At 63.9% G+C, this 26,520-nt stretch carries 21 protein-coding genes; 13 read left to right on the forward strand and 8 right to left on the reverse strand.

Annotation, left to right across the window (positions count from 1 at the left end):
- Nucleotides 1-6: 6 nt before the first annotated feature.
- A complete protein-coding gene (locus tag AC4D2O_RS04440; protein WP_490905397.1) occupies nt 7-1,119 on the reverse strand; it encodes an urea transporter in 1,113 nt (370 codons plus the stop codon).
- Nucleotides 1,082-1,909: a GntR family transcriptional regulator gene (locus AC4D2O_RS04445; RefSeq protein ID WP_490905398.1), complete on the reverse strand. Its 828-nt coding sequence runs from the start codon at nt 1,907-1,909 to the stop codon at nt 1,082-1,084. Before AC4D2O_RS04445 ends, AC4D2O_RS04440 begins: the two co-directional genes overlap by 38 nt.
- A 108-nt stretch (nt 1,910-2,017) precedes the next feature.
- Between AC4D2O_RS04445 and AC4D2O_RS04450 the strand changes: the two genes are divergently transcribed.
- Both AC4D2O_RS04450 and AC4D2O_RS04455 read left to right on the forward strand, forming a co-directional pair.
- Nucleotides 2,018-3,442, forward strand: coding sequence for an amidase (locus AC4D2O_RS04450; RefSeq protein WP_490905399.1), 1,425 nt, complete (start codon nt 2,018-2,020; stop codon nt 3,440-3,442).
- On the forward strand, nt 3,439-4,233 hold the full coding sequence (locus AC4D2O_RS04455) for an inositol monophosphatase family protein (protein WP_490905400.1): 795 nt from the start codon (nt 3,439-3,441) through the stop codon (nt 4,231-4,233). Before AC4D2O_RS04450 ends, AC4D2O_RS04455 begins: the two co-directional genes overlap by 4 nt.
- A 212-nt stretch (nt 4,234-4,445) precedes the next feature.
- Here the strand turns inward: AC4D2O_RS04455 and AC4D2O_RS04460 are convergent, their stop codons facing one another.
- Nucleotides 4,446-6,110: an HNH endonuclease signature motif containing protein gene (locus AC4D2O_RS04460; protein WP_490905401.1), complete on the reverse strand. Its 1,665-nt coding sequence runs from the start codon at nt 6,108-6,110 to the stop codon at nt 4,446-4,448.
- On the opposite strand from AC4D2O_RS04460, the gene AC4D2O_RS04465 reads away from it, so the two are divergent.
- Nucleotides 6,109-7,284: a nuclease-related domain-containing protein gene (locus AC4D2O_RS04465; RefSeq protein WP_490905403.1), complete on the forward strand. Its 1,176-nt coding sequence runs from the start codon at nt 6,109-6,111 to the stop codon at nt 7,282-7,284. The two genes, AC4D2O_RS04460 and AC4D2O_RS04465, sit on opposite strands and share 2 nt — an antisense overlap.
- 80 nt (nt 7,285-7,364) lie before the next feature.
- Here the strand turns inward: AC4D2O_RS04465 and AC4D2O_RS04470 are convergent, their stop codons facing one another.
- From AC4D2O_RS04470 to AC4D2O_RS04490, 5 genes are read right to left on the reverse strand one after another with little or no spacing between them, the layout of a single operon-like run.
- Nucleotides 7,365-8,249 (reverse strand): GntR family transcriptional regulator, encoded by an 885-nt coding sequence (locus AC4D2O_RS04470; RefSeq protein WP_490905404.1) that lies wholly within the window; start codon nt 8,247-8,249, stop codon nt 7,365-7,367.
- A 36-nt stretch (nt 8,250-8,285) separates the two neighbouring features.
- Nucleotides 8,286-8,423, reverse strand: a complete 138-nt coding sequence (locus AC4D2O_RS04475) for a hypothetical protein (protein ID WP_490905405.1) — start codon at nt 8,421-8,423, stop codon at nt 8,286-8,288.
- Nucleotides 8,424-8,451: 28 nt separating this feature from the next.
- Complete coding sequence (gene pdxA, locus AC4D2O_RS04480; RefSeq protein WP_490905406.1) at nt 8,452-9,477, reverse strand: 4-hydroxythreonine-4-phosphate dehydrogenase PdxA; 1,026 nt, start codon at nt 9,475-9,477, stop codon at nt 8,452-8,454.
- Complete coding sequence (locus AC4D2O_RS04485) at nt 9,474-10,772, reverse strand: four-carbon acid sugar kinase family protein (RefSeq protein ID WP_490905407.1); 1,299 nt, start codon at nt 10,770-10,772, stop codon at nt 9,474-9,476. Before AC4D2O_RS04485 ends, pdxA begins: the two co-directional genes overlap by 4 nt.
- Nucleotides 10,773-10,774: 2 nt before the next feature.
- A complete protein-coding gene (locus tag AC4D2O_RS04490; protein ID WP_490905408.1) occupies nt 10,775-11,854 on the reverse strand; it encodes a 2-keto-3-deoxygluconate permease in 1,080 nt (359 codons plus the stop codon).
- 251 nt (nt 11,855-12,105) lie between these two features.
- On the opposite strand from AC4D2O_RS04490, the gene AC4D2O_RS04495 reads away from it, so the two are divergent.
- The 10 genes from AC4D2O_RS04495 to AC4D2O_RS04540 all read left to right on the forward strand — a co-directional run bounded on the left by AC4D2O_RS04495 (nt 12,106) and on the right by AC4D2O_RS04540 (nt 26,445).
- On the forward strand, nt 12,106-12,918 hold the full coding sequence (locus tag AC4D2O_RS04495; protein ID WP_490905410.1) for a glycosyltransferase: 813 nt from the start codon (nt 12,106-12,108) through the stop codon (nt 12,916-12,918).
- Entirely contained in the window at nt 12,912-13,937 is a 1,026-nt protein-coding gene (locus tag AC4D2O_RS04500; protein WP_490905411.1) for a glycosyltransferase, read from the forward strand. Before AC4D2O_RS04495 ends, AC4D2O_RS04500 begins: the two co-directional genes overlap by 7 nt.
- 122 nt (nt 13,938-14,059) lie before the next feature.
- Nucleotides 14,060-15,442: a D-arabinono-1,4-lactone oxidase gene (locus AC4D2O_RS04505; protein WP_490905412.1), complete on the forward strand. Its 1,383-nt coding sequence runs from the start codon at nt 14,060-14,062 to the stop codon at nt 15,440-15,442.
- A gap of 33 nt (nt 15,443-15,475) precedes the next feature.
- Nucleotides 15,476-16,318, forward strand: a complete 843-nt coding sequence (locus AC4D2O_RS04510) for a glycosyltransferase family 8 protein (RefSeq protein WP_490905413.1) — start codon at nt 15,476-15,478, stop codon at nt 16,316-16,318.
- A 1,091-nt stretch (nt 16,319-17,409) separates the two neighbouring features.
- A complete protein-coding gene (locus AC4D2O_RS04515) occupies nt 17,410-19,860 on the forward strand; it encodes a type I restriction-modification system subunit M (protein WP_490905414.1) in 2,451 nt (816 codons plus the stop codon).
- A complete protein-coding gene (locus tag AC4D2O_RS04520; RefSeq protein ID WP_490905415.1) occupies nt 19,857-21,023 on the forward strand; it encodes a restriction endonuclease subunit S in 1,167 nt (388 codons plus the stop codon). The genes AC4D2O_RS04515 and AC4D2O_RS04520 overlap by 4 nt, the downstream gene beginning before the upstream one ends.
- A complete protein-coding gene (locus tag AC4D2O_RS04525; RefSeq protein WP_490905416.1) occupies nt 21,020-24,121 on the forward strand; it encodes a type I restriction endonuclease subunit R in 3,102 nt (1,033 codons plus the stop codon). Before AC4D2O_RS04520 ends, AC4D2O_RS04525 begins: the two co-directional genes overlap by 4 nt.
- Nucleotides 24,108-24,845 carry a M48 family metallopeptidase gene (locus AC4D2O_RS04530; RefSeq protein ID WP_490905417.1) on the forward strand — a complete coding sequence of 246 codons (738 nt, stop codon included), beginning with the start codon at nt 24,108-24,110 and terminating at the stop codon, nt 24,843-24,845. The genes AC4D2O_RS04525 and AC4D2O_RS04530 overlap by 14 nt, the downstream gene beginning before the upstream one ends.
- 255 nt (nt 24,846-25,100) lie before the next feature.
- Entirely contained in the window at nt 25,101-25,718 is a 618-nt protein-coding gene (locus AC4D2O_RS04535) for a hypothetical protein (RefSeq protein WP_490905418.1), read from the forward strand.
- Nucleotides 25,711-26,445 (forward strand): class I SAM-dependent methyltransferase, encoded by a 735-nt coding sequence (locus AC4D2O_RS04540; RefSeq protein WP_490905419.1) that lies wholly within the window; start codon nt 25,711-25,713, stop codon nt 26,443-26,445. The genes AC4D2O_RS04535 and AC4D2O_RS04540 overlap by 8 nt, the downstream gene beginning before the upstream one ends.
- Nucleotides 26,446-26,520 lie beyond the last annotated feature (75 nt).

Raw genomic sequence — 26,520 nt, forward strand, 5'->3', positions numbered from 1 at the left:
TGATGGTTAGGTATGGCTCCGAAGCCGTTGTTCTGCGGTGGTGTAGTCCGCGGGGGCGACGTCGTGCACTCGCGACATCCCCTGCGCTGCCAGGGAGGTTCCGATGATCACCATGGCAAGAGGGAGGCTGAGCGGTATGAGGCCGTAAGGCCCCAGGAACTCGCTGAGGGCGCCGAAGAGAAGCGCGGAGACGCTGGCCCCGGCGATCGCGAGGGCGATCGAACGCCATTGCGCCTCCAGGGCGATCCCGCCCAGGGCCACTGCCACCACCGCACCGTTGTAGCCCCACAGGCCCAGGTAGATCTCGTGTCCATCCGCTCCCATGGCCATGGCGGTCAATGCGCCGGTGAGTGAACCGGTAACGGCGAGTCCGGCCGCGATGGGTGAGCACACCGCGATGGCGATGATCACCAGTACTCCCGCCAGGAGGCTGTCCAGCAGGAGAACCTCGCTCAGACCCCGCAGTGTTGCGTTCACCAGGCCTTCGCCGATCGGGACGCCGTCGCCATCGGCCGCACTCCGCAGGACGGGGTCGGGTGGGACTGCCAGTCGTTCGACGGGAACAACGAGGGCGGGGTCGGCGCGTCCGTAGGCGACGGCGGGGGTCAGCAGCAGTAGCAAGCACCCCAGGATCCCGAAGGTGACCGACAGGGCGGGAACGCCCAGCTTCTCGACGAAGACGATGATGGTGGTGTGCATGATGGGCGTGCTCACTGCAGCTGCCAGCAGGGTGAAGACCGCGATCCGTGGATTCCAGTCGCCTGCGAGGAAAACCGCCCCCAGGATGCCGACCAGCGCACCGTTGAATCCATAGAGCCCGGCCCGCCAGTTGTCCCGCGGCAGACCCAGCAGCAGCGCCGTCAGGGTGCCCACCAACGATCCGCCCAGGAACAGCAGTGCACTCCACAGCGAGACCGATGCCACCGCCACGACGAGGAGCAGGCCCGAGAGCGGATTGTTCATCAGGAAGATCTGACCGATGCCCCGCAGCGTGCCGTCGACGACGGGCAGGGTTCGGGACCGTTCCGGAAGGGCCTGCGAGAGCGAGAACGTTCCCGTGAAGCGGTCCAGCCAGGTATCTCTAGTGGAGCTGAGCGGACGCATGGTGCTCCCCGTCATCGTTGAGCCCTGTGTCATCGGCGCATCGGTTCGCAGTGTGGGTGAGGGTGGTGAGGGTGGCGTTGAACAGGTCATGGGACAGCTCGACGGGTACACCGGACTCGTCCCGGGATATCCGATCGATGTCGAACAGCGGAGTGCCGATGGTGATCTTCAACAGCTGGGCGACGCTCGCGCTCGCGCGGGAAATGTTGATGGTTTCGTCCACGGATGCCAGGGTCACGCCGTAGTCCCGCTCGAACATCTCGTACAGCGAGTTCAACGACCGATCGAGCAGGTCCGGAAACCGTCCGGCCGGCAACGTCATCTGCTCCAACGAGAGCGGCTCGGAATTGGCCAGGCGCAGGCGCAGGATGACAAGGACCCGCGCGCCACGAGGAAGGCCGAGGCCGGCGGTCTCCGTGGTGTTGGCCCCGCGTTCCTCGGTTCTCAGGACGCGAGTGGTCGACACGATTCCCTGCTCGCTCAGGAGCGCCGGGATGCCTTGGATCCGGTGCAACTGGCGGTGCACCTTGAAGGGGGCATGGGGGTCCAGGCCGTCCAGCCGCATCGCGGGATGCTCCTGGCGGACCAGTGTCCCGCCGTTGCGGCCCACCCGGCGTTCCACGATTCCCTCGCTCTGCAGCCACTCCAGAGCCTTGCGCAGGGTTCCGCGTGCCACGCCGAGTTGTGACGCCAGGGCGCGCTCGTCCGGGAGCCGCGATTCACCGCGGTCATTCAGCTCAGCCATCAGCATCAAGAGGCGATCGACGATGATATCGACCCTAATTGGTACATCTGAATGGACCATTGAATTCTCTTATCAGCGAGTTTCGCGGAATTACGGCCCAGTATAGGATCTACAGCACACCCGCTGTCTATACGCTCTTCAATTCGACCCGCTGCACGAGGAGCCACCATGGCCGTAGTGCCGCCGCGCTCTCTGACCGAGTTGCGTGAGAACTATGGCTCCGAATCCGGGGCTCGTTCCTCTCCGGTGTCCGCATCCGTGGAAGTCGCACGTGAAGCGATGCGGGATCTGCGCGCCATGACCTGCATCGTGGAGGACCTGGCTGCCCCTGATGACGGGGCCGATGCGGGGCCCGGCCCTATGGATCAATTGCGTGGACCATTGCATGGTGTCCCGGTCGTCGTGAAGGACAGTTTCCACGTTACCGGCCTGCCGCGATGGCATGGCAGCGCCATTCATCCGGGTCATCTGTCCCGCTTCGACTCGGCGCCGGTTGCCCGCTTGCGCGAGGCGGGTGCGGTGATCGTAGGAAAGACGGCAATGTCCGAGCTCGGCCTGATCGCGTCCGGCAACAGCTCCCAATTCGGAGACACGCTGAATCCGTGGAACACCGCGATGTCACCCGGAGGCTCCAGTTCGGGAACCGCTGCCGCCATTGCGTATGGCGTCACTCCTGTCGGCCTGGGGACGGACATCGCGGGCAGCGTGCGCCTCCCGGCTGCACAGTGTGGCATCGTCGGCTTCAAGCCGACGCAGGGCACCATTCCCTATGCCCCTGCCAGCAACTGGCGTTCGGCCGGTCCGATGGCCACGACCGTCGCCGATGTACGGGAGATTTTCGACGTCGTCTCCCGCAACGACGAATCCGACCAATGGTCCTTCCCCTACGACGGGAAGGAGTCGCCTTCCCGTCATGCACCCGCTGACCTGGACGGACTCAGCGTCGGCGTCATCGAGTGGCCGGGCTACGGGCCGCAGATGGATGCCGAGACCCGCGCTCTTTTCGCACGGTTCCTCGAGTTGCTGTCCCACGCCGGTGCACGCCTGTCCGAGCACAGGCCGGGCCTCACCGAGGCCGATTTCATGAACCTGGACCTGTGCCTCAAGACACGGTGTGAAGCCGAGGTGCGTTCGGCGCCTCCGGATCGCCGCTCGCAGTTGCTTCCGTCAGTTGCTCGGTGGGCGGCCTCCTCACCCTCCCGTAGCGCCGCTGACTACCACGACAGCCTGGAGCGCCTTTCTGCGCGGGCGGTGCACCTCCTGGCAGCCGGTTCCCGCTTCGATCTGCTCGTATCTCCGGTGATGGGTGTCCATCAGTTCCCCGCTGATCACTTCAGCCCCGACACGACCATGCCGCTGCTCTACCACGCCAACTACACGGCCTGGTTCAACCAGACCGGTCAGCCCGCGCTGAGCCTCTGCATGGGGTTCTCGCCCAGTGGGATGCCCATCGGTGTCCAGGTGGTCGGGCGACGCCGGAGAGACGGGTGGCTCCTGGATGTCGGTCAGAGCCTGGAAGACCTGCTCTCGGTCACCCGGGAGTGGCCCGTGCCACAGCAGAATCAACGAACTCCGACGAGGGATGCGACATGACCATCGATGTACGGTTCCAGAATGCCCTGAGCATCCTCGAGACGGGTGCGGACATGGCTCGTTCCTGGTTCGACGAAGCACATTTCCGGGTCGAACAGAAAGACGATGGAACACCCGTCACGGAGGCCGACCGCAGCGTGGAGCAACACCTCCGCGACGAGCTCTCACGTCACTTCCCCGATGACGGCCTGCTGGGTGAGGAATTCCCAGAGGTGGAGGGGACGTCCGGCGGGCGCTGGATCATGGACCCGATCGACGGCACCAAGTCCTTCATCCACGGTGTGCCGCTGTACTCCACACTCCTGGCGTACGAATCAGCCCAGGGAGTCGAATTCGGCGCCATCGCCCTGCCCAGCCTGAATCGTCTGGTCTACGCCCAGTCAGGCCGCGGATGCTTCGATGGGCAGGGCAGGCAAGTGAACACCTCGAGCCGCCGCGAAGTGAAAGAGGCCTACGTCCTCTCGACGTGGCTCGAGGACTGGCCATTGGACCTCGTAGCCCGGATCCAGGGCCAAGACGGCATCATCCGTACGTGGGGGGATGGTTTCGGCTACGCGCTCGTCGCCACCGGACAGGCGGACGCGTTGCTCGACTTCACTGTCTCACCCTTCGACGTGGCTCCGATGCCGGTCATCATGGGAGAGGCCGGAGGCATCTTCACCGACTTCAAAGGCCTCGATTCGATCTACTCCGGAGTAGGTCTGGCCTCGGCCACGCGCGAGCTGCACGATTCTCTGCTGCGAGACATCGCGCAGACCGTCAGCTCATCAACGGAGAACGTCAGGGATTAGGACGCTCGCCTTCCACCGTCATCTCGAACTGTTGTCCGACAGATCGTCGGCGAGGCGTAGCAGGTCGGCACCCAGCCGGCGGGCACGATCGGCGACCGCGTCGGGAGCGCCGATAGACGACGGCTGATCTCGCATCGGATCGGCCTCGACGAGGTGAACGAGGCGTTCGACGCGATGCGCCGGGGCGAGCGTGCCCGCAGCGTCATCGTGTTCTAGCGAACGACGGCGACGGCTGGGGTGGCGGGGGCGGCCGTCGGCGAGTAGAGCAGCGGGGCGCTTGCAGCAGATCGTCCACGTTCGGCGTCACGAAGCTGCTCGTGGACGGCATCCTCCACCTGCCAGTAGGTATTTCTTCGGGGACTCCGATCCGGGTCGAGGTATCCCGGTGGAGTGAACCAGGGGATGTCGTGCTTCGACTCGACGTTCCACTTCCCCTCGTGGATCACATGATGATGTCGCGAGCACAGGAGGACGCCCTGGCTGATACCCGTTGTTCCACCTTTGGCCCAGGGCGTCATGTGGTGCGCCTCGCACCAGGTTGCCGGGATGGAGCAGTCCGGGAACGCGCAGCCCTTGTCCCTCGCAACGAGTGCCCGCCGCAGATGCGCGGGGAAGAGGCGCTGTGCCCGCCCGATGTCGAGGATCTGACCCTGTCCGCCGAGGACCATCGGAATGATGTCTGCATCACAGGCCAGCGTGCGGATGCTTCGTGCGCTCATCTGCTGCCCGAACACAGCGTGGCCGGCACATTCCATCTGGCCCACGAGGTCCGTATAGCTGATGGTCACCATGACCTGGGGCCGGTGTCCGCCTGCTGCGGGAAGCCTGTCGGTCGACAGAGCGATCCTGCATGCGGCGACCAGCCCGTCGAGGAGACTCTGCGGGCGTGTCGGCCAGTTTGTATCGCCCCCGTGGATGTCAGCCACACCAGCGTCACCCTCTTCGTTCTCGCCGTCAATCCCGTCGGTTCGGTCCCGATCGCTTGTCGGATCCTCGTTGTTCTGAAGGGTGGCCGATGTTCCCCTCGGGTTCGTCGCGGTGTTCATGACGGTGACCAGATGCTCGAACTGCTCGTCGGTGGCGCCGATCTCCAGGAAGTGCAGACCGTTGCGTCTGCCCTTGAGGAAGACACCCTGTCGTGCCTTGAGGACCTTCTCGGTGGGTTCCTGTCCGTCCTGGTTGAGCACGCCCTCCCAGCGTCGCGCGAGGACCCGCAGGAGGTCTTCATCCGATTCGACTGCCTGCCGCGTGAGGTGCTGCTCCATCGAATCGAGTTGCACCGGCGTTGCGAAGGACCGCACCCGTTGCACCGCCTCATGAACGATCGAAACAGCGCGTCCGCTGACCTCGCCCGCGCTTGCTGCAGCACCGAGGGTGCTCATAAACGCGGGAGTGGCAGAGCCGGTTGCAGTGACGCCGGGCAGGAGGCTTGCCGCGAGCCTCAATCGGCGGTTCGCCTCGGTGCGGCTGATGCCGAGCCTCGCCCGCAGGAAGTCAGCGCAGGTCTTGAATTCGGGGCGGAACCCATCATTGTTCCGCTGTTCGGAGCCCGCTGAAGTGCTCCCGCCGGCGCCCCCGGCGACGTCGTCCTGCACTGTCGACAGGCTTTGCTGCGCCCGCACAAGGAGGGATCCAGGGGCGTCCTGCTGTCCGGTGCCGGCGACGTCGTGTTCCTGCGCAGCTCGAGCGGCAACGATCTGGAGATGATCGATGACCTTCGAGAGCTCTTCGATGTCCACGAGTGCTCGCACGACGTCGTGCTTGCTGAGAAGAAGGTGACGCCTCTTCAGGTCCTGCGCGAAAGCGACCAATTCCGACCGCATCGACTCCAAGGGAGTACCAGTTCCCTCGGGATGCTCGAGCGGTGCGATGTCCATGACTCATTTTATCGAACACCCGTACTATTTCAGAGGGGCCGGACTCTTTGTGGAGGAGGAGTCGAGCACTATTCCTCCACAGCCGTCGGCTGTCATCGCCGGTCGTGCCATCGAGTCGGTGTACCGGAGACAACTGGAAGCGAATCCGACGTCGTCTATGGCGTGGAGCGCTCAAACCCTTCGGCACTCCTGCGCTTTTCCTTCCGACTTCCGCCTCCGGATTCTCCTAGGCTGCTTGTGCAGCAGGGAGATTTTGGGGGAAGACTTGGAAGCAGGACAGGGCGCTGCTGAGCAGGCGCGCAGGATTGGTGACCAGATATCTGAGTTGGAGGCAAAGCTCGAGCATGCAAGAAGGGCCCAGCGGGCGTGGCTGGCTGGGGCCGAGGGCGAAGCGCGGGTAGGAGAGCAGCTGCGCCAACTGGAACTGCATGGGTGGAAGATCCTTCATGACGTGCACTGGCCAGGTCGGCCCAGGGCGAACCTCGACCATGTCGTGATCGGCCCTGGCGGTGTGCTGATCATCGATGCGAAGAATTGGTCCGGTGATGTCCGGTTGCAGGACGGAGAGCTCCGTCAGAACAGCTCCTCACGTCACCGGCATACCGCGTCAGTGCTCAATCAGTGCAGCGCGGTCTCTGTTCTGCTCGAGCCGCAACACCGCAGCCTGACACAGGGTTGGATCTGCCTGGTGGGGCAACCGGACCTCAGTGGTACCACCGCCTCTGGTGTAACCATTGTCGGCGTCGATGCACTTGTAGACGCAGTACGCGCACTGCCACTGGTGCTGGAGGAAGCCTCCGTCGGCATCATTCATGACTATTTGAAAGGCCTGCTGACGGGTCCGACAAGCCCTGTTGTTGCCACGACTGCGCTACTTGATCGCACCGACGCTGCCTCGTCGGTCCTGACGGCTCGCCGGGCGGCTGCGGCAAGTCGACCGATTTCGACTCCCCAGCCGACCATCCGTCGGGCCCCTCGTCCCGGGTCCCGCAATCGATCCCGGAGGAAGAACCAGCCGAGCTGCCTGGGCGCTTTCGGGCGTCTTGTTCTGCTGGCCCTCACTCTCTGGATCGGGGCAGCCATGCTGCAGAGCTTCGCTGACTCAGTTTCAACGCCTCCGGCCCCACCAGGCCCGAGCATCGAGCAGGTACTGCCCGTCGAGGGAGCGGGTTGAAGTCGGCCAGACCCGGTCACGCGTGGAAGGCTCTCGTATTCAAGACAAAGGACGACGCCGATGGCGAGGACGGCGTCGGGTCAGCGGCGTGTGTCGGAGAGCTGGTCGGCGAGGCGGAGCAGATCGCTGCCCAGCCGACGGGCTCGGTCGGCAACCGCGTCAGGGGTGTCAACAGCAGACGACGGCACCGGGCTGTCCGCCGAAGCTTGCACGGCGGGCTCCCGCTGGATGTCGATGTCGAACACCACGTGGTCGGGGTGGTGCCAGGTCGAGAAGACCTCCACCGGTCGTCCGTCCTGGTCGAAGCTCGTGCCTTCCAGCAGCAGCACGGGCGACGACGCCTCCAGCTGAAGCAACCGCAGCAGGTCACCGTCACCCGGCACCGCCCGGATCTGCCGCTTCCCGGAAGTGATCTGCACCCCGTACTTCTCACCGAGCACCGCATGCAGGGACGCATCGCTCAACTCGTCCGCCGTCAAACCAGAAAAGGCAGGCGCCGGCAACCATGTGTGGATGACGGCGATCGGCACGCCGTCCGCCGTCCGCAACCGCTCGAGCGAGAGCACCTGTGGCGTCCCGAGGAGCGCGGTGGATGCATCGGCGTCCTGCAGGGAGAGTGACAGCACCTCGGTGCCGACGGTCGCCCCGGTGCTGCCCAGCTGGGCCGACAACCCGGACGTGCGGTGCACCAGCCGATGGTGCTCGCGCCGCGGGGCAACGGTGCTGCCGCGCCCGCGGCCCCGCTCGATGAGCCCTTCATCGGTCAGCGCGCCGAGGGCCTGACGCACCACGGACCGGGACACCCCGTACCGCACCTGCAGCTGCGCCTCACTGGGCAGCGAGGTGCCCGGCGGCAGCGAGTGATTCAGGATCTGCGCGCGCAGATGCCCGCGGAGCTGCAGGTGCAGCGGCTCGCCGTTCCCTGCATCCAGAGGACGCTCCTGGGTATCGTCTGGTCCCGTCATGATGACCTGCTCCGGTTCACGATGCTGGTCGAGGAACTAGGTGTCAGCGCCGTCGGAGGGCGACGAAGCGTCGTCGTCGTGCTCCTCAAGGATCTTCCCGTCGTGGACCCGCTTGAGCTCGATGCCCTCTAGGTAGCTGGGCACGGGAGGATCGAGGTCTTCGTCGCTTGTCATGGTTCCGATCCTAGGGGTCCGGGAGCAGCTACTTCTTCTGCGCGGTCCGCCAGACGTGATCCCAGCCCGGCGCCAGCGCAGCAGCTCGCCGCATCGACAGCACTAGGCTCGCCTCGCGGGCGATGCCCTGGCCGGCGATGTCGAACGCCGTGCCGTGGTCCACGGAGACGCGGACGACTGGCAGGCCGACGGTGATGTTCACGCCGTCGTCGCCGTAGACCGCCTTGAAGGGTGCGTGGCCCTGGTCGTGGTAGCAGGCAATGACCATGTTCCACTTGCCCTTGACCGCGGCGGGGATGAGCGCGTCCGCAGGGATGGGCCCGTGCACGTTGATGCCGTTCTCGCGGGCGGCGGCGACAGCGGGGGCGAGGATGTCGGCGTCCTCATCACCGAACAGGCGGTTCTCGCCCGCGTGCGGGTTGAGCCCGGCGAGGCCGATCGGCTCGTCCGGGTTGCCGAGAGCCTTCGTGAACGCGCTGACCAATTCGATGACGTTGGTGGTGCGCTGCGGCGTGACGTCCTCGATGGCCTGCCGCAGGGAGACGTGGGTGGTGAGGTGGAAGAAGTACAGGTCGCCCGCGGACAGGACGAGGCTGAAGTTCTCTACGCCGAACTCGTGCGCGAGCAGCTCCGTGTGGCCGGGCCACTTGTGCCCGCCGGCGTGCATCGCGGCCTTGTTCAGCGGCGCGGTGACGATGCCCTGCACCTTGCCCTCACGGGCCAGGCGGCAGGCCTCGACGACGAAGCGGTAGGAGCCGTCGCCGGCGGCCGGGCTGAGCTCGCCGAGCTTGACGTCGGCCAGCGAAGGGCCGGTCTGCAGGAGTTCGATGATGCCGGGCTCGTTGGTCGCGTCCTCGATCGAGGACAGGACGCGGACCTTGTCCGGGTCGCCGCCCACGTTGGTGACGCCCTGGCGCATGGCGGCCTCGTCGCCGATGACGACGGGCCTGCATTCCTGACGGACGTCGTCGTGCCCGAGAAGGGATTTCGCGGTGATCTCCGGTCCGATGCCGGCGACGTCGCCGAGGGTGACGGCGAGGGTGGGGATGCTCATGAGGATGCCTCCGTTGGGTGGGCGAGGGTGGTGGTCAGTGTTCTGGTGAGTTCGGTGACGGTGTTGAGCAGGGCGGAGACCGGCCCGAAGCCGCCGGCCTTCGTGACGACAATCTTTCCAGCCGCGGTGCCGCCTTCGACGACGCCGACCGGGATGCCTTCCTGGATGGCGCCGGTGATGCGCAGCGCCTGGGCCCGCGTGGCGTCGAGGACGGCGCGGGCTCCGTCGCCGCCGACGAGCACGAGGGCGCCGACGGATGCACGGGCCAGGGTCTGCTGCACCACCGACGCGAGACAGCGGGCGATGGCGGCACCGCTGAGGGTCTCGGAACCGCCGACCGCTTCCGGGGAGATGATGACCACGACCCGCGGCAGGGATTCCGGGAGCTCGAGTTCCTCCGCGGCCCATCGCGCGAGCCGGTCCGGCTGGTCGAGAAGTGACTCATCGGGCTGCAGGATGCGGAGATCGGTGGAGGCCAGCTGGGATTTGAGGTGGTCGGTCTGGGCGCGGGCGACGTCGTGCAGCGAACTGACGACGACGACGATCCGCTGCCCCTGCGCCGCGGGTGCAGGTTCCGATGCGGCGTGTACTGCTCCGGCGTCGGCCCACGCTGCCGCCATCGCGGCGGCCAGACCGGCCGACCCGGCGGGGATCGCCGTCGGACCGGCGACGACGAGCGCGGCCGCGAGGGTGCGGAGGTCGTCGTCGGACGTTGCATTGACGACCACGACGCCGTCGCCCGCCGCGTCGCGGAGCGCCTGCGCGTCCCGCTCGGGGGAACCGCTGAGGCTGATCGTCGTCGTGCCGGGGAGGAGTTGTGTGAACTCGCTCGTCGGAACCGGGGTGACCGGGTCGCGGCCGGCGGGGGAGTCCTCAACGGGTCCGCCGTGGACGCGCAGCAGGCCGTCCTCGACGGTGCGCCCCATCGCCGGGTAGGCCGGGCACACGACGGTGAAGGAGCCAGGGTGCTGTTCCTGCCACGCGTCGAGCGCTCCGGCCACCTGCGCCGGGACGCTGCCGCGCATGGTGGAGTCGATCTTCAGGTACAGACGGTCGGCGCCCGCGGTGATGAGGTTCCTGATGGCGCTCGCCGTGGCCTGACGGGCGGTGGCGGAGTCCATGGCGCGGGCGTCGGTGTTGACCGCCAGGGCGCTGCCGGGCTCCACCGAGTTCGGGATCAGTTCGCCCAGCAGCAGCCGTGAGGACCAGCCGGTGCGGGAGAACTGCACCACGGAGTCGGTGGCGCCGGTGACGTCGTCGGCCGCGATACCGACGATGGGTGCTGAGGACGCCACGATCAGCCGTTCTCCTCGGTCCGACGGGGACGGTCGGTCGGCGCCGACGGGTCGCCTGCCGGCGGGAGCTCGGAGGCCGAGGTCGGGAGGACCCCGACGGCGTCGTCCGTGTCCAGTCCGCCCTGGCGCTTGAGCACCCAGGTGGCCAGCAGCGGCGCGAAGATCGCGGTGACGAGGACGGCCGAGGCGACCTGCGCCGTGGCGACCTCGACGAACGGGGAGAAGCTGGGGTCCGCTGCGGCGACGATGGCCGGCGTGGCGATGGAGTTGCCGGCCGTGGTGGCCGAGGCGATGCCGATACCGGACTTGATACCGCGGCGGAGGACCAAGCGGTAGCCGATGTAGACGAGGGTGCCGGTGATGAGGGTGGCGGCGATGCCGACGAAGATGCCGCTGAGGCCGCCGGTGATCACGTTGCGGAGGTCGATGCCGGTGCCGAGGGCGAAGGCGAAGAACGGGATGACGATGTTCGGCACGGGCCGCATCACCTCGGTCCACTTGGCGTCGAGGTTGCCGACGATGAATCCGAGGATCAGGGGGATGACGGCGGCGAGCAGGGTGAGGAACGGGATGTTGCCGAGGCCCGAGATGCCGAGGAAGAGCAGGGTGAAGAAGGGGCCGTCATTGATGGCGGAGGCCATGTAGGCGCCGCGGTCGCGGTAGTCGCCGTAGCGGCCGGTGAAGGCGAGCCAGAGGCCGCCGTTGCTGTTGTCGAAACTGGCCAGGAGGGCGAGGATCGAGATCCCGAGGATGCCGTCGATGCCGACCAGGAGGCCCAGACCTGCGACGAGGGCGGCGGGGATGATCGTCTTGAAGAGGAGGACGACGCCGGTGGTCGCGAGGACGGGGCCGGAGGCCTTGGCGGTGATCTGCATGCCGGTGGCGAAGATCAGGACGGCGATCAGCGGCAGGGCCGAGTCGGCGAACAGGGCGGTGGTGAAGCTGCCGAGCTCGAGGAAACCGGGGGCGAAGGTCCCGACGATCGAGCCGAGGATCAGGGGGATGAGCATGAGGCCGCCGGGGATGCGGTTCATGCCGTCGAACAGGGGGATGCGGGACTTCGGAAGTGATTCGGCTGCCATGGCGAATCTTCTCTCTGTACGGGAGGTCTGTGCGCGGACGGAGGAGTACGTACAACTAGTACGGACACGATGTATCTACTGTAGGCCGCGTGGGGCACATCACACAAGAAAGAGCCATCCTTTGGCCCGACCTGGCAGAACTACTTCGTAGTCTTCGCTGCCGTGGCACACGTCCACCTGACCCGACGGGAACCGATGTTGATCATCACCTTGAACGGCGACCGCGAGGGCCGCGCCGCCCGCGCCGAGCAGTGACCCCCTCGACGAGCGTCGCGTCGGCACTGGTGGTCATCCCCGCGTTCGGTTCGCCGGAGCTGACCGATGCGGTGGTGCGTGACCTGTGCCGTGACGGGAGCGATCTCGACCCGGCCCTGCGCATCGTGGTCGTCGACAACGCCGGTGACTACGTCCTCCCCGAGGGGCGCATCGAGGTCCACCGCCCGGGGCGCAACCTGCGGTGGATCGGCGCCGCCAACTGGGCCCTGCAGACGGCGTCGCGCGATGGCCATGCGGTCTGCGTGGTGCTGAACAACGACATCCGGCTGTCGCCCGGCTTCCTCGACGGCTTGCTCGCGTCCTTCTCGACAGCGGACGACATCGCGCTCGCGGCGGCCTGCTATGACGATTTCTGGCTCCACCAGCGGGCCCGTGCGATTCCGAGCACCGCTGCGGAGTACGTCCCGCGCGACGTGCTGCGCGACGTCGACTTCTGTGACGGCACCGCCATAGCGTTCGCCGTGCCCTCCGTCGTCGAGCTGGGGGGACTGGACGAGGTCACCTTCCCGCGGCACGGCTACGGCGCAGACATCGACCTGGCGATCCGCGTGCGGGCGGCCGGCCTGCGGTGCGTGGTCACTGAAGGCGCCTACGTCTCGCACCTGCGGCGGCAGACGATGAACCGGACCGGTCAGAGCTCCGAGGGCAACCGGGCGGAGATCCTCCACGGCCTGGACGCCAAGTGGGGCGACGGGTGGCGGGCCGACGTCGGGCTCGGCCCGGACTCGTTCCCCGCCCACAACACCGGGAGCGGCGCGTCCTGGTACCTGACCGCGCCGGCATGGTGAGCACTCCCGGACGATCGCCGGGGCGGATCGTCTATGCGGGTTTCGCCACGCGCCACCACAGCGGCGGCGTGCACGTGATGACCCAGCACGTCCGGCTGCTGCGTGAGCGCGGCCACGAGGCCTGGTTGTGGCTGCCCGATCCGGACGACCGCACCGACTGGATCGCCGACGACGTGCCGATGCTGTTCGGCGCCACCACTGCGATCGGCGCCGATGACCTCCTGGTGCTGCCGGAGACACCGACCGTCCAGGGCCGCGATCCGGCACCCGGAGCGCGCAAGGTCATCTTCAACCAGAACCACTTCTACACCTTCGCCGCCGGCGCGCCCGGCGAGGACTTCCCCGGGTGGACGCCGGCGCCCGCGATCTGGGTGGTGTCCGCGGAGAGCCGCGACGTGTTGTCCGCCGCGCTGCCCGGCCTGCCGGTGAGCGTGGTGCCCAACCCGGTCGACGGAGAGCTGTTCGCCCCCGGCGCCGCCGGGCAGCTCCGGGTGAGCTGGTTCCCCAAGAAGCGGCCGCGGGAGGCCTCGCTGCTGAAACGGCTGCTGGCCGACGAGCCACGGCTCTCGGGGGTGGAGCTGGTGGAACTGGTCCAGGCCCCGCGGGCGGAGGTGGCCGCCACCCTGGCGGGCTCGGCGGTCTTCGTCGCCCTCGGACACACCGAGGGCTACGGTCTGCCGGTCGCCGAGGCGCTGGCGTCAGGCTGTCTCGTGGTCGGGTACGACGGCGGCGGCGGGCACGAGCTGTTCGAGGCACCCGGCGCGTGGCGGGTGCCGGACCAGCGACCGCTGTTGATCCGCGACCAGGTGGCGTCCCTGCTCCAGGACCTCGACGCCCTGGCGCCGGTCCGCGCGGAGAACCGCCGCTGGGTGCTCGACCGTTATCCGTTCGCCCGGACCGGAGCGGCGCTGCAGGAGGCGGTCGCGGCCGCGTGGGCCCGGCCCGGCGCCGACGCCGTGGCCGTGCATCCGGTCGCCTGGCTCGACACTCTCGGCCCGCATTTCACGGCGTATGCCTGAGGTTTCAGTGGGCGCCCTTCACGACGTCGACGACGGCGGCGGGAAACACCCGTGCCGGTGGATCAGCCGCGCCCGTCGGTGCGGCTTCGAAGGCAGAACCGAACTTCTACAGGAGACTCGTCATGGCCATCACACAGCTCACCTACCCCCACCAGGAGCCGGAGCTCACCGGCGAGGACACCCGGCTCCGCAACTGGGCCAGGAACTCCCGGCTGGGCCTGCCCGGCTCGGTCGTCGCTCCAGCCACCGAGGCGGAGCTGTGCGACTTCCTGTCCACCAGTGACGGCCGGGTCCGGATGATCGGGAGCCGGATGTCGCCCGGCAGGATGATCGAGGTCGCGGACGGGGCCGGCACGCTCCTGGACCTGAGCAGGCTGAGCGGCCTGATCTCCAGCACCGATGACACCGCGACCTTCGGTGGTTCGACCTCCCTGGCCGAGGTGTACGCGTTCCTCACCGCGCGGGGGCAGATGCTGGACGCCTCACCCGGGGTGATCGCCGAGCAGACGCTGGCCGGTGCCCTGTCCACCGGAACCCACGGCCAAGGCCTGCAGCAGAGCTCGATCGCCGGCGCCGCGCTGGCGATCCGGATGGTGCTGGCCGACGGCACTGTCGCGGAGTTCGACCATGACCACCCGGACTTCCCCGCCGTCCAGCTCGGCCTCGGCTCACTGGGCGTGATCACCGCCGTGACCCTGCGCGCACGGGAGTCGATGATCTACACCTGCGTGAAGAAGGCCGTCGGCGCCGGCACTCTCGAGACGGATCTGGGGACCTGGAATCGGGAGAACATCCTGGTCAAGGCGTGGTGGTTCCCGCAGGAGAACCAGGTCCAGGTGTGGACCGCCAACGAGGCGTCCGACGACGAGGTGTCGCGGTACCGGGCCGGCGGCAGTCAGCTCGTGGAGTACGCGACGACCGATACGTCCATGAACAGCACGATCGAGGCAACGCTGCAGCACCTCCGCGACGACAGCAAGGGCGTCGCGGACAGCGGCAAGTCGCTCCGCACAGTGTCGCGCTTCCGGGACTTCACCGACGTCACGGGTGACATCTACCAGGTGTTCTGCAAGGGGATCGCGACCCCCCAGATCAACGTGGAGATCGGCATCCCGCTCGCGCAGGCCGGAGCGGTCATCAGGAAGATCAAGGACTGGCATGCGGAGACCCGCCCCCGCATGCACTACCCGGTGATCCTCCGCTGCACCGGCGCGTCCGAGGGATGGCTGAGCCCGTCCAACGGCCAGGACACCTGCTACTTCGGCTTCGTGGTCTACTACGCGGCCGACGGTTCGCTGTCCGAGGAGGGGAACAGCTTCCTCAGGGCAGTGGAACGGGCCCTGGCCGAGGAGGGTGGCCGGCCGCACTGGGGCAAGTACTTCGACGAGTCCCTGTACGACTGGCCCGCGCTCTACCCCCAGTGGGAAGCCTTCCGCCGGGTGCGCGAGACGCTGGACCCGGAGCACAGGTTCGCGAATGCATTCACCGTTGCGCTACTCGACTGACCAGACGCCGCCACTAGGACAGGAGCACCACCGATGAATGCCTGGGTGACCTTGCTGACTCAACCCGACTACCTGATCGGGGTGCGGACGCTGCGGGCGTCGCTCGCGGCCTCCGGCAGCACCATCCCCCTCGTGGTCATGGTGACCGAGGGGATCGACGAGCAGGCCCGGCGCATCCTGCAGGACGACGGGTGCCTCCTGCGCGACGTGGCACCGTTGCGGCCGGCCGGGGGATCAGCGGACCGCTACGCCAACTCCCGGTTCGCGGAGGTGTGGACCAAGCTGGCCGTCTGGGGCCTCACGGAGTTCGAGCGCGTCGTCTTCCTGGACGCCGACATGCTGGTGACCCGGAACATGGACGAGCTGTTCTCGCTGGAACTGACTGACGGCGCCATCGCCGCCTGCCACGCCTGCCGGTGCAACCCCAACCGGATCGCGAGCTATCCGGCGAGCTGGACTCCCCAGACCTGCTTCTACACGCACTGCCGCGGCGGGGACCACGTCACCGAACCGGGTGCGACGGACAACTACCTGAACGGCGGCTTCCTCGTGCTGTCGCCCGACGACGCCGTCCTGGCCGACATGGTGGGGCGGCTGGCAGGCGTGGACGATCTGTCGCACTATCCGTTCGCCGAACAGGACTTCCTCAACGAGTTCTACCGCGACCGCTGGCGTCCGCTGCCCTACGTGCACAACGCGCTGAAGACCCTGCAGCACCAGCACCCGTCGGTCTGGGATCCGGCGTCGGTGAAGAACATCCACTACATCATCGACAAGCCGTGGGCGAAGCCGCTCGACCCCACCGACCGGTACGTCGAGGTGAACCGGCTCTGGTGGGAGGTGGCCGACACCCTGGGCGCGCCTGTCGGCTCCTGACCCCGCAGGCGAAGGTGCTCGGATTCGACCCCGTTTCTCCGTCGAGGTGTTCGCACCCGCTGCATTCCGCGCCGCCAGGAGATGCGTTTGTGCGGCAGAATCCGGTCCTCTTCGTGTTGTCGCCCGCCGCGACTACCTCTTCCAGACGCACGACAGCGACGCGAGTTCGTCGGCATCGTCCCTTGTGAGATCCGGGATCGATCAGCACTCCGTGCGATTCGAAGCTGGCCCGCACGTCGCACAGGCTGGCGATGTCCGCGGGGGAGGAGCTGACCACCTGCGCGCCTTTGTTGCGACTGAGCTTCAGGAGCCCATCCGCGGCGAGCCGGTTCAGTGCCTCGCCGCGGATCCGTCCCACCCAGTCACCAGCCGACGACGTCGAAGGAATGAGCCGATCTGGCATTGCACCATGTGGCATGTTGTCATGCCGGCGTTGGTCCTTATGCTGTGTGCCGGAGCGCGAGGGTACATTGGTGGTTTGCCTGCAGCGCGGACGTCTTCGCTTGAACCGCAACGTCTCCGGATGACTACGCTCCCATAGGCGCTCCCACTCGTGATGAGGCAGTTCGACTGGCAGGAGGGTCGACTGAATGCCCGAAAGTTTGCGGCTTTCCGAGTTTGCCTTCTAGCCTGACAAGGGGCCAGTTTGTAAAATCGAACCCGTCAACTGAGCCTCAAAGGTCGTTCGCAACCTCCTAGATCGTCCTGTGCAGCTCAGTGAGCTATCCTTCTTTGGTTGTGGGGCCATGGCTCGTCTCCTGCAAGTTGGATCGCAACTCGGTGGAGTTCCGTCACGAAAGAACCGCTGCGAGCCAGGGGAAAAGTAGCTAGTTCGAACTTCACCAGGGCGTGCCATAGCCAGCCTCCACTGCACCTTGTCGAGACTGCCGGGGGCCTGCTCCGTGCCGGTCCAGGAGGTCGGCAGGCTCTGGATGTTCTCGACGACCGAGGTCGACACTTGAATCCAGAGCGGAGGGTCCACAGCCTCTGAGGGAAGCGATGTCCCAAAAGGCCCTGAGCAGCGTTGGTGAGTCAGGGAGGTCTGCGCTGGACACGGGATCCACCTATTCGAATAGTAGAAAGAGCAATTTGTGGCGCTGAAAAAATCTGATCTGTACTCCTCACTGTGGAGCAGCGCTGACGAGCTGCGCGGGTCGATGGACGCCAGCCAGTACAAGGATTACGTCCTCACGCTGCTGTTCGTGAAGTACGTCTCCGATAAGGCGAAGGCAGATAAGTCGACGCTCATCTATGTCCCCGACGACGGTTCCTTCGACTACCTAATCTCGCTTAAAGGCAAGCCCGACGTCGGGGAAAAGGTCAACGTCGCGATCCGGCGTCTCGCCGAAGAGAACGACCTGTTGGGCGTCATCAACAACGCCGACTTCGACGACCCCGCCAAGCTGGGCTCCGGCAAGGAGTTGCAGGCCAAGGTCTCGAACCTGATCGGCATCTTCCAAGACATGGACTTCACTGGATCCAAAGCCGAAGGGGATGACCTCCTAGGCGACGCCTACGAGTACCTCATGCGGCACTTTGCCACGCAGTCGGGCAAAAGCAAGGGCCAGTTCTACACCCCAGCCGAGGTCTCCCGCGTAATGGCACAGCTGCTCCAGATCCCCGCCGACACCCCAAAATCCACCACCGTGTACGACCCGACCTGTGGTTCCGGATCGCTGCTGATCAAGGTCGCCGACGCAGCACCGAACGGGCTCACAATCTACGGCCAGGAGAACGACAACGCCACCTGGGCGCTTGCGCGCATGAATATGATCCTCCATGGCAACGAAACCCATGACTTGCGCCAAGGCAACACCTTGGCAGATCCGAAGTTCAACTACCAGGGCAACCTCCATACGTTTGACTACTTGGTGGCCAATCCGCCGTTTTCGGTCAAGACCTGGACCAACGGTTTCGATCCCTCCTATGGTCGCTTCGACGGATTCGACACGCCGCCTGACAAGAACGGCGACTATGCGTTCCTGCTGCACATGGTCAAGTCCTTGCGGCCACGAGGCAAAGGTGTCGTTGTCCTCCCGCACGGAGTGTTGTTTCGCGGCAACTCCGAGGCGAGGATCCGTACCGAGCTGATCAAGCGTGGCTATATCAAGGCGATTATCGGTCTGCCTGCAAATCTTTTCTACGGCACCGGCATCCCCGCCTGCCTAATTGTGCTCGATAAGGAGAACGCTCAAGCGCGCACCGGCGTCTTCATGATCGACGCGAGCAAGGGCTTAGCCAAGGACGGCCCCAAGAACAGACTGCGCCCGCGGGACATGCACAAGATCGTCGACGCTTACACCAGCGGCAAAGAGATCGAGCGTTACTCCCGGATGGTGCCGATCAGTGAGATTGCTAATCCGAAGAACGACTACAACCTGAATATCCCGCGCTACATCGACGCCTCTGCGCCGGAGGACGTCCAGGACCTCGGCGCCCACATGCTCGGTGGCATCCCGAACCGTGACCTTGAGCTACTCCAGCCCTACTGGGAAGCGTTCCCCAGCCTCCGTAGTGAACTCTTCGCACCGCTGCGCGACGGCTACTCGAAGTTCAAAGTCGCGCGGAACGAGATCCAGACCGCAGTCAGGGGATCCGATGAGTACGAAGCCTTCGATCACGACACAGGGAACACGGTGAGGCAGTGGTGGGCAGGAAAACGGGAGATGCTCGAGGCGATCAGACCAGACACCAAACCCGCTGGCCTCATCCACGACATCTCGGAGGCACTCCTACATGCGTTCCGGCCACGACCGTTGATCGACGAGTATGGCGTCTACGAGAAGCTTATGAGCTATTGGAACGACGTCATGCACGATGACTTGTCGCTGATCGTCAGCGATGGATGGATCCAGGCCGTCCAGCCGCGTGCCGCACGCACTTGGAAGGACAAGAACGACAAGCCCAAGTACGAAGACGCCCACATCGTCTTCGGCACTGGTGTGACGGCGCAACGCTGGGTCATGGATCTCCTGCCGCCCGAGTACGTGATCGCCCGCTACTTCCCTGCCGAGCAGGCCGAGCTTGACCGCTTGACTGAGGCACGAGATGCCGCATCCCTAGCGATCGCTGAGTTTATTGAGGAACACGCCATTGAGGGAGGGTTGCTCTTTGATGTAGCCGAAGATGAGGGCAAGCTGACCAACGCCGGCGCGAAAGCTGCGCTCAAGGATCTCAAGGCTACTAAGGGCGACGCCGACGAAATGGCCGCGCTCATCAAGGTCATTAAGTTATATGCAGCGGAGACCAAGGCGAAGGCTGCGCTCAAGGATGCGAGCATTGTGCTCAATGAGAAGGCCGTCGCGAAGTACAAGACACTTACCGAGGTCGAGGTCCAGGACCTGGTCGTTGATGCGAAATGGGGTGCCACGCTCCAGGGGCAGATTTACGGCGAGGTGACGGCGCTCGGGCAGATCTTGGTCGAGCGGTTGGCAGTGCTCGCAGGTCGATATCAGGCGACAGCCAACGAACTCGAATCCACTGCCGAAAAGTTGAGCGCGCGAGTCGCACAACACCTTGTTTCCATGGGCGTGACTCATTGATCGAGTGGACTAAAGCGAACTTAGGGGAAGTCGCAACACTTCAGCGTGGCTTCGACTTGCCCACTCGCCTCCGACGGCGGGGCGAAGTTCCCGTAATCAGCTCCTCCGGAAGGAGCGGATGGCATGATCGCGCCATGGTTAAAGCACCGGGGGTAGTAACCGGCCGATATGGAACTATCGGTAAAGTATTTCTTGAACGCACGGATTTTTGGCCCCTGAACACCACCTTGTGGGTTTCTGATTTCCATGGCAACGATAAGGAATTTGTCTACTACCTACTGCAGCGAGTCGATTTTTCAACACATAGTGGCAAAAGCGGCGTGCCTGGGGTAAATCGCAACGACCTTCATGCCGAACGAGTAGCCCTTCCGACGAGCTTTGCTGCACAGCGTCAAATTGCCGAAACCTTACAGGATGCTGATGACCTCGCAGCGGCACTGGAGCGGCTGATCGCTAAGAAGCGTGATGTCAGGCAGGGCATGATGCAGGAACTCCTCATCGGCCGCACCCGGCTTCCCGGCTTCACCGGTGACTGGCGTGAGGTCGTTCTCGGCGAGCACGTCACCTATGTTCGTACCGTTGCGTTGTCTCGCGACAAACTAGATCGAGAATCTCCTCTGCGTTACCTGCACTATGGTGACATCCACACGCGCAGTGCAGTTTTTCTTGATGCGGCGACCGAGAGCATGCCGAGGGCAGCATCACGCCTCGCGTCTCGTGCTGGTCGTTTGATCCCTGGGGACTTGATATTTGCTGATGCGTCTGAAGATCCGGATGGAGTAGGCAAATCGGTAGAAATCTTGGACGTGCCACCAGAGGGAGTCGTTCCGGGGCTTCATACCATTGCCGCACGGTTTGACAAGTCTGTGCTTGCGGATGGCTTCAAGGCATACGTCCAGTTCATTCCCGCATTTCGTGCCGCCTTGCTTCGGTTGGCCGCAGGTACGAAGGTACTTGCCACGACTCGTAGTTATGTCTCAAGCATCGCGCTGTCCCTACCGGGAACGGAGGAGCAGCTTGCTATTGCCAAAGTCTTGCAGAATGCTGACGCTGAGATCGAAGTTTTGGAGCGCCGGCTTGAGTCTGCGCGTGCTGTGAAGGTTGGGATGATGCAGCAGCTGTTGACGGGGCGCACCCGCCTGCCAGTGACGGAGGAAGCATGAGCACGGTCGGTCAGAAGGAGCGCGAGACACAGCGCCGAGTCGTCGAACTCTTCAAGGACAAGCTCGGGTACAGCTATGGCGGGAACCTGAAGGATCAGGACAACCGCAACGTCGACGAGGCGAAGCTCCGCGCTTCCCTGCTCGATCGTGGGTATGACGAAGCTTTGGTCTCCCGAGCGGTGCAGCAGCTCCTGACTGCCGCAGCCCACGGCGGCGGCTCTTCGCTGTATGACCAGAACCGCAAGGTCTATGAGCTGCTCCGGTACGGTGCGAAGGTCAAGACTGATGTCGGCGAGACCACCAAGTCAGTTCACCTGATTGACTGGACCCACCCGGCGAAAAACGACTTCGTCGTGGCAGAGGAGGTCACGGTCAAGGGCGAGCACACGAAGCGCCCCGACCTCGTGCTCTACGTGAACGGGATCGCGCTTGGTGTGATCGAACTGAAGCGCTCGACGGTGAGCGTCGCCAGTGGCATCCGTCAGAACATCGGCAACCAGCGTCATGACTTCGTCCGCCCGTTCTTTACGACAATCCAGCTGCTGTTCGCGGGCAATGATGTTGAGGGGCTGCACTACGGGGTGATTGAGACTCCGGAAAAGTACTGGTTGCGGTGGAAGGAAGAAGGCCAGAACGCTGACCTCGACCTCGCGATCACCCAGATGTGCGCCAAGGGGCGATTTCTGGAGCTAATTCACGACTTCATCGTCTACGACGCGGGCGTCAAGAAGTCCCCGCGCCACAATCAGTACTTTGGCGTCCGGGCCGCCCAGGATCGGATCGGAAAGCGCGAGGGCGGCATGATCTGGCACACTCAAGGGTCAGGCAAGAGCCTGACGATGGTGTGGCTGGCCAAGTGGATCCTGGAGACCCAGCATAATGCTCGCATCCTTGTAATCACTGACCGCACGGAGCTGGACGAGCAGATCGAGGGCGGCTTCTCCGGGGTCGGCGAAAAGATCATCCGTACGCAGTCGGGCGCGGACATGCTTACGATGCTCAACACATCAAACCCGCCGCTTATGTGCTCTCTGGTTTATAAGTTCCGCGGCACCGATGACGAAGCTCGCGACAATGACGCTGAGGACTTCGCGAAGGAACTCGAGACCAAGATCCCGGCCGAGTTCAGCGCCAAGGGCAACATGTTCGTATTCGTCGATGAGGCCCACCGCACCCAGAGCGGCAAGATGCACCGCATCATGAAGGCCCTTCTGCCAGGGGCGATGTTCATCGGCTTCACCGGCACACCGCTGCTGAAGAGCGACAAGAAGACCAGCATCGAGACCTTCGGCTCGTTTATCCACACGTATAAGTTCGACGAGGCCGTCCGCGATGGCGTCGTACTCGATCTGAAGTACGAGGCCCGTAAGGTCGAGCAGGAGCTGCAAGGCTCTGCCGCGGTCGATAAGTGGTTCGATGCCAAGACCCGGAACCTCACTGACCTGTCGAAGGCTCGGCTGAAAAAGAAGTGGGGCACGATGCAGAGGGTCTTTTCCTCCGCGCCCCGCTCGGCGCAGATTGTCCAGGACATTCTCATGGACATGGAGACTCAACCGCGGTTGCTCAGCGGGCGAGGCAACGCCATGTTGGTGAGCGACTCGGTTTACCAGGCCTGTACGTTCTACGAGGCGTTCGTAAAAAGCGGCTTCAAGGGTAAGGTCGCGATTGTTACCAGCTACAAGCCCAACCCAACTGTGATCTCCAAGGAAGATGCGGGCGAGGGCGACACGGAAGATCTCCGCAAGTACGAGATCTATCGGCAGATGCTTGCTGATTACTTCGGCGAGCATCCCGACAAGGCCATCGGCCGCGTTGATGAGTTCGAGACTGACGTAAAGAAGAAGTTCATCAAAGAGCCCGGCCAAATGCGGCTGCTCATCGTGGTCGACAAACTCCTGACTGGTTTTGACGCGCCGAGTGCAACATTCCTGTACATCGACAAGACGATGTACGACCACGGCCTCTTCCAAGCAATTTGCCGCGTCAACCGTCTCGACGGCGACGACAAGACCTACGGGTACATCGTCGACTACCGTAACCTGTTTAAGTCACTCGACAGGACCGTCACCAACTACACCTCCGAGGCCTTCGGCGAGTACGAAGACGACGATGTAGCGGGCCTGATCTCTGACCGCAGCGAGCAGGACCGCAAGGACCTCGAAGATGCTCTCGACGCCGTCCGTGCTCTGTGCGAGCCGGTCGCATCGCCCAAGGGAATTCGCGAATACCAGCATTACTTCGTGGCGTCCACACCCGGCGATGCAGGCCAGATCAAGGACAACGAGCCCAAACGCGTCCTGCTCTACAAGTCCGTTGCCACCCTCGTACGCGCCTTCGGAGCCGTTGCCAGTGATATGGACGCGGCCGGTTACACGGCGGCTGAGATAGCGTCGATCAAGGACGAGGTTGCGCACTATGCTGCCGTCAAGAGCGAGGTTGAGGCCGGGGCCGGCGAGAACATCGACATGAAGCAGTACGAGGCCGGGATGCGCCAACTGCTCGACACCTACATCAGCGCCAAGCCCGTCGAACAGGTGGCCGACCTAGAAAAGTCTCTGGTCGAACTGATCGTTGAGCGTGGGCCGGGCGCGGTAGACACGCTGCCACCCGGAATCAAGGGCAGCAGCGCGGCCACCGCGGAGACGATCATTAACAACGTCCGCAAAACCATCGTGGACGAGCATGCGATGAACCCGCGGTACTACGACCACATGTCCGAGCTCCTTGATGCACTCCTCGAGAAACAGAAGGAAGACGCCGAGGACTACGCGGAGTATCTCCGCAAGCTCATCGAGCTGACGAAGAAGGTGGGCACCCGCGAGGCAGCAGACGGCAAGACCTACCCGGAGTGGGCGAGCACACCCGCGCGTCGGGCCATCGTGGACTTCGTGTGGCATCCAGTAGATCTGATCGTCGACTACGAAGCACTGCATCAGCGAATCCAATCGAGCAAGGAACACGGATGGGCCGACACTGGTGCCGGCAGGATGAAGGAACGTGCGCTAGCCCGTGAGCTACGCAAAGAACTCTCCGGCATCGAAGAACACTGCCTGGCGGAATTCATCGAATTGTTGAAGAACAACGATGAGTACCGCTAGCAGCTACCTGACAATCTCCGGGCTTGATGTTGATGTCGTCTATAAGGACATCAAGAACATGCACATTTCCGTTTACCCCCCGGTGGGCCGGGTGCGGGTCGCTGCTCCGCTGCGGACGACTGAGGACGCGATCAGGCTCGCAGTCGTACAGCGTCTGCCGTGGATCAAGCGTCAGCAGGAGCAGTTTCAGAACGCTGACAGGCAAACGGAGCGCAGGATGGTCTCGGGGGAGACCCACTACGTGTGGGGGCAGCGGTATCTCCTTGAAGTGTCCAAATCGAGCGGTGCATATGGCGTCGAGACCAAGGGAAACGCGCTCTGGGTAATCACTCCACCCGGAACCGACGCCGCCGGGCGGTTCGGGGCACTCGATCGTTGGTATCGGCGTGAGCTGAAGGCCGCCGTGCCCGCGCTGCTGGAGAAGTGGCAGCCGATCCTCGGGGTCGAGGCGGACAAACTCGTCGTACGCCGAATGAAGACCAAGTGGGGCACCTGCGTCACAACGTCACGGGCGATCTGGCTCAATCCGGAGTTGGCGAAGAAGGACCCGCGATGCCTGGAGTACATCGTCGTCCACGAGCTCGCACACCTGCTCGAGCGCGGGCACGGCGAGAAGTTCGTGGCTTTGATGGACCAGGTCCTTCCCGCCTGGCGAGCACGTCGAGACGAGCTGAACGAAGCGCCGCTCGGGCACGAGGAGTGGGGCGACAGCGATTTGGCGTGACATCGCTATATGCGAGGTGTTTGCGAATCGCGAAGAGGACCTCGGCCCCGGACTTACCTAATCCGCAATCGGGCCGTTGGCCCCACGTTGAAGGAGGCTCTCTAGTCTCCGCTGGTTGTGCCGATGTGCCGAACGCTTCGAGGATTTCCTTACTGTCGCGCGAGCCCAGTTCATAACCCTCATCGTTGGTTTCTGGACTGGTCGTGGTCGTATAGCTTGAGATGATCTGACGAGGCAGCCGGTAGAGTCGGGGTCATGTTGCGGACAATCTTGACTCAGCTGGCTGCCTTCTTAGCGGTCGTTGCAAGCGTTTTGCTTGCCAACGACTTGAAAAGCGTGTTCGATACTCCCTGGAAATTGGTCCTAGGCTCCATTGTCTTGCTCGTTGCTGCCGTGGCGGCGGTATGGGAGATTATCGGCACCCTTAGATCTCGTCCTGTTCGCTATCGCGGACATCGGCGCGACGAGAAGATTCTGAATCACATGACCAAAATGCTTCGCACCCAGGAGCGCTGTGTAATCTCGTCCAACGACCTGAGTTGGGTGAAGGGAAAAGCCCACGATGCTCTCTTTGACAAAGCCTCCAAAAAGTCGCTCACATTAGTAATGCCTCGCGCGAATAAACTTAGCTCGGATCTCGAGGAAAAGGGCGCAGTTGCGTATTACTACGGCGACGAAGAATTCAAGTTTGCAAGCCGATTCACGTTGGTCAACCAGTCTAGGTCCGATGCATGGGTTGCGATCGGCCACGGGACAAGAAACGCGCACACGATTAGAACAATAGATTCGAAGGATGATCCAGCGATCCATCTCGCGGATGACTTATTCCGCTTAATAAGGCGACGCGCTATGTCGGAGGCGCGGGGTGAATGAAGAAATTCGATTCTTCTCAGAGAAGAGTCAGGACAAAGTCACTCGTGAGTGGGACTTGATTGCACCGGAGAGAGACGAACAAATTGTTGCCGACCGTGACGCATCCTTCAGTTCTGTGCTCGAGCCATGGGTGCTCAACCGCTTGGGCGAAGCACGAACTGTCATCGACGTAGGGTGCGGGACAGGGCGCCTCACTTCTAGCCTCCAGCGTTCGGACAGAAGAATCATAGGGCTTGATCCCAGTGCTTCAAGTATTGCCATCGCACGCGAACACGACGGTAAAAGTGACTACGTAATTGCTACCGTCGAAGAGTGGACGGCGGATAATCCTGAGGCCCGATTTGATCTGGTCGTCGCGAACATGGTGCTGATGGATGCACTCCGCGTCGACGACGTATGCGCGGCTCTTGCGCATCTTGGTCAAGGCGGCAGAGTTCTCATCACGTTCACACACCCCGCCTTTTGGCCCTTGTATTGGGGATACGCAAGCAACCTTGGCTTCGACTACTCAAAAGAGACACTGGTTGAGGGGCCTTTCAAGACCAGCACACACGAGTTTGCGCTGCCCGCAACTCACGTACATCGGCCGCTCAGTAGATACCTCGATGCGCTTCAAAGAAGTGGCCTCAAGCTCTCCCATTTTGAGGAGTTGCGAGGCACTGAGGACGCCGTCGTCTTCCCGTTTCCCAGATTTATTGGTATCGAAGCCGTACCCCGCAAAAGTTGATCAACTGACGCTTCTTCCGCGGCCTTCGGGTGGCCCACTTGCTGCCTCGGTGCCGTATCGGAAATTCTCTTCATT

Source organism: Arthrobacter sp. TJ-238, assembly GCF_058269215.1.

Excerpts from the sequence above, each read along its gene's own strand:
- AC4D2O_RS04440 (WP_490905397.1), bottom strand. The coding sequence starts at position 1,119 with ATGACGGGGAGCACCATGCGTCCGCTCAGCTCCACTAGAGATACCTGG.
- AC4D2O_RS04445 (WP_490905398.1), bottom strand. The coding sequence starts at position 1,909 with ATGGTCCATTCAGATGTACCAATTAGGGTCGATATCATCGTCGATCGC.
- AC4D2O_RS04450 (WP_490905399.1), top strand. The coding sequence starts at position 2,018 with ATGGCCGTAGTGCCGCCGCGCTCTCTGACCGAGTTGCGTGAGAACTAT.
- AC4D2O_RS04455 (WP_490905400.1), top strand. The coding sequence starts at position 3,439 with ATGACCATCGATGTACGGTTCCAGAATGCCCTGAGCATCCTCGAGACG.
- AC4D2O_RS04465 (WP_490905403.1), top strand. The coding sequence starts at position 6,109 with ATGACTCATTTTATCGAACACCCGTACTATTTCAGAGGGGCCGGACTC.
- AC4D2O_RS04460 (WP_490905401.1), bottom strand. The coding sequence starts at position 6,110 with ATGGACATCGCACCGCTCGAGCATCCCGAGGGAACTGGTACTCCCTTG.
- AC4D2O_RS04470 (WP_490905404.1), bottom strand. The coding sequence starts at position 8,249 with ATGACGGGACCAGACGATACCCAGGAGCGTCCTCTGGATGCAGGGAAC.
- AC4D2O_RS04475 (WP_490905405.1), bottom strand. The coding sequence starts at position 8,423 with ATGACAAGCGACGAAGACCTCGATCCTCCCGTGCCCAGCTACCTAGAG.
- pdxA (WP_490905406.1), bottom strand. The coding sequence starts at position 9,477 with ATGAGCATCCCCACCCTCGCCGTCACCCTCGGCGACGTCGCCGGCATC.
- AC4D2O_RS04490 (WP_490905408.1), bottom strand. The coding sequence starts at position 11,854 with ATGGCAGCCGAATCACTTCCGAAGTCCCGCATCCCCCTGTTCGACGGC.
- AC4D2O_RS04500 (WP_490905411.1), top strand. The coding sequence starts at position 12,912 with ATGGTGAGCACTCCCGGACGATCGCCGGGGCGGATCGTCTATGCGGGT.
- AC4D2O_RS04505 (WP_490905412.1), top strand. The coding sequence starts at position 14,060 with ATGGCCATCACACAGCTCACCTACCCCCACCAGGAGCCGGAGCTCACC.
- AC4D2O_RS04510 (WP_490905413.1), top strand. The coding sequence starts at position 15,476 with ATGAATGCCTGGGTGACCTTGCTGACTCAACCCGACTACCTGATCGGG.
- AC4D2O_RS04525 (WP_490905416.1), top strand. The coding sequence starts at position 21,020 with ATGAGCACGGTCGGTCAGAAGGAGCGCGAGACACAGCGCCGAGTCGTC.
- AC4D2O_RS04530 (WP_490905417.1), top strand. The coding sequence starts at position 24,108 with ATGAGTACCGCTAGCAGCTACCTGACAATCTCCGGGCTTGATGTTGAT.
- AC4D2O_RS04535 (WP_490905418.1), top strand. The coding sequence starts at position 25,101 with ATGTTGCGGACAATCTTGACTCAGCTGGCTGCCTTCTTAGCGGTCGTT.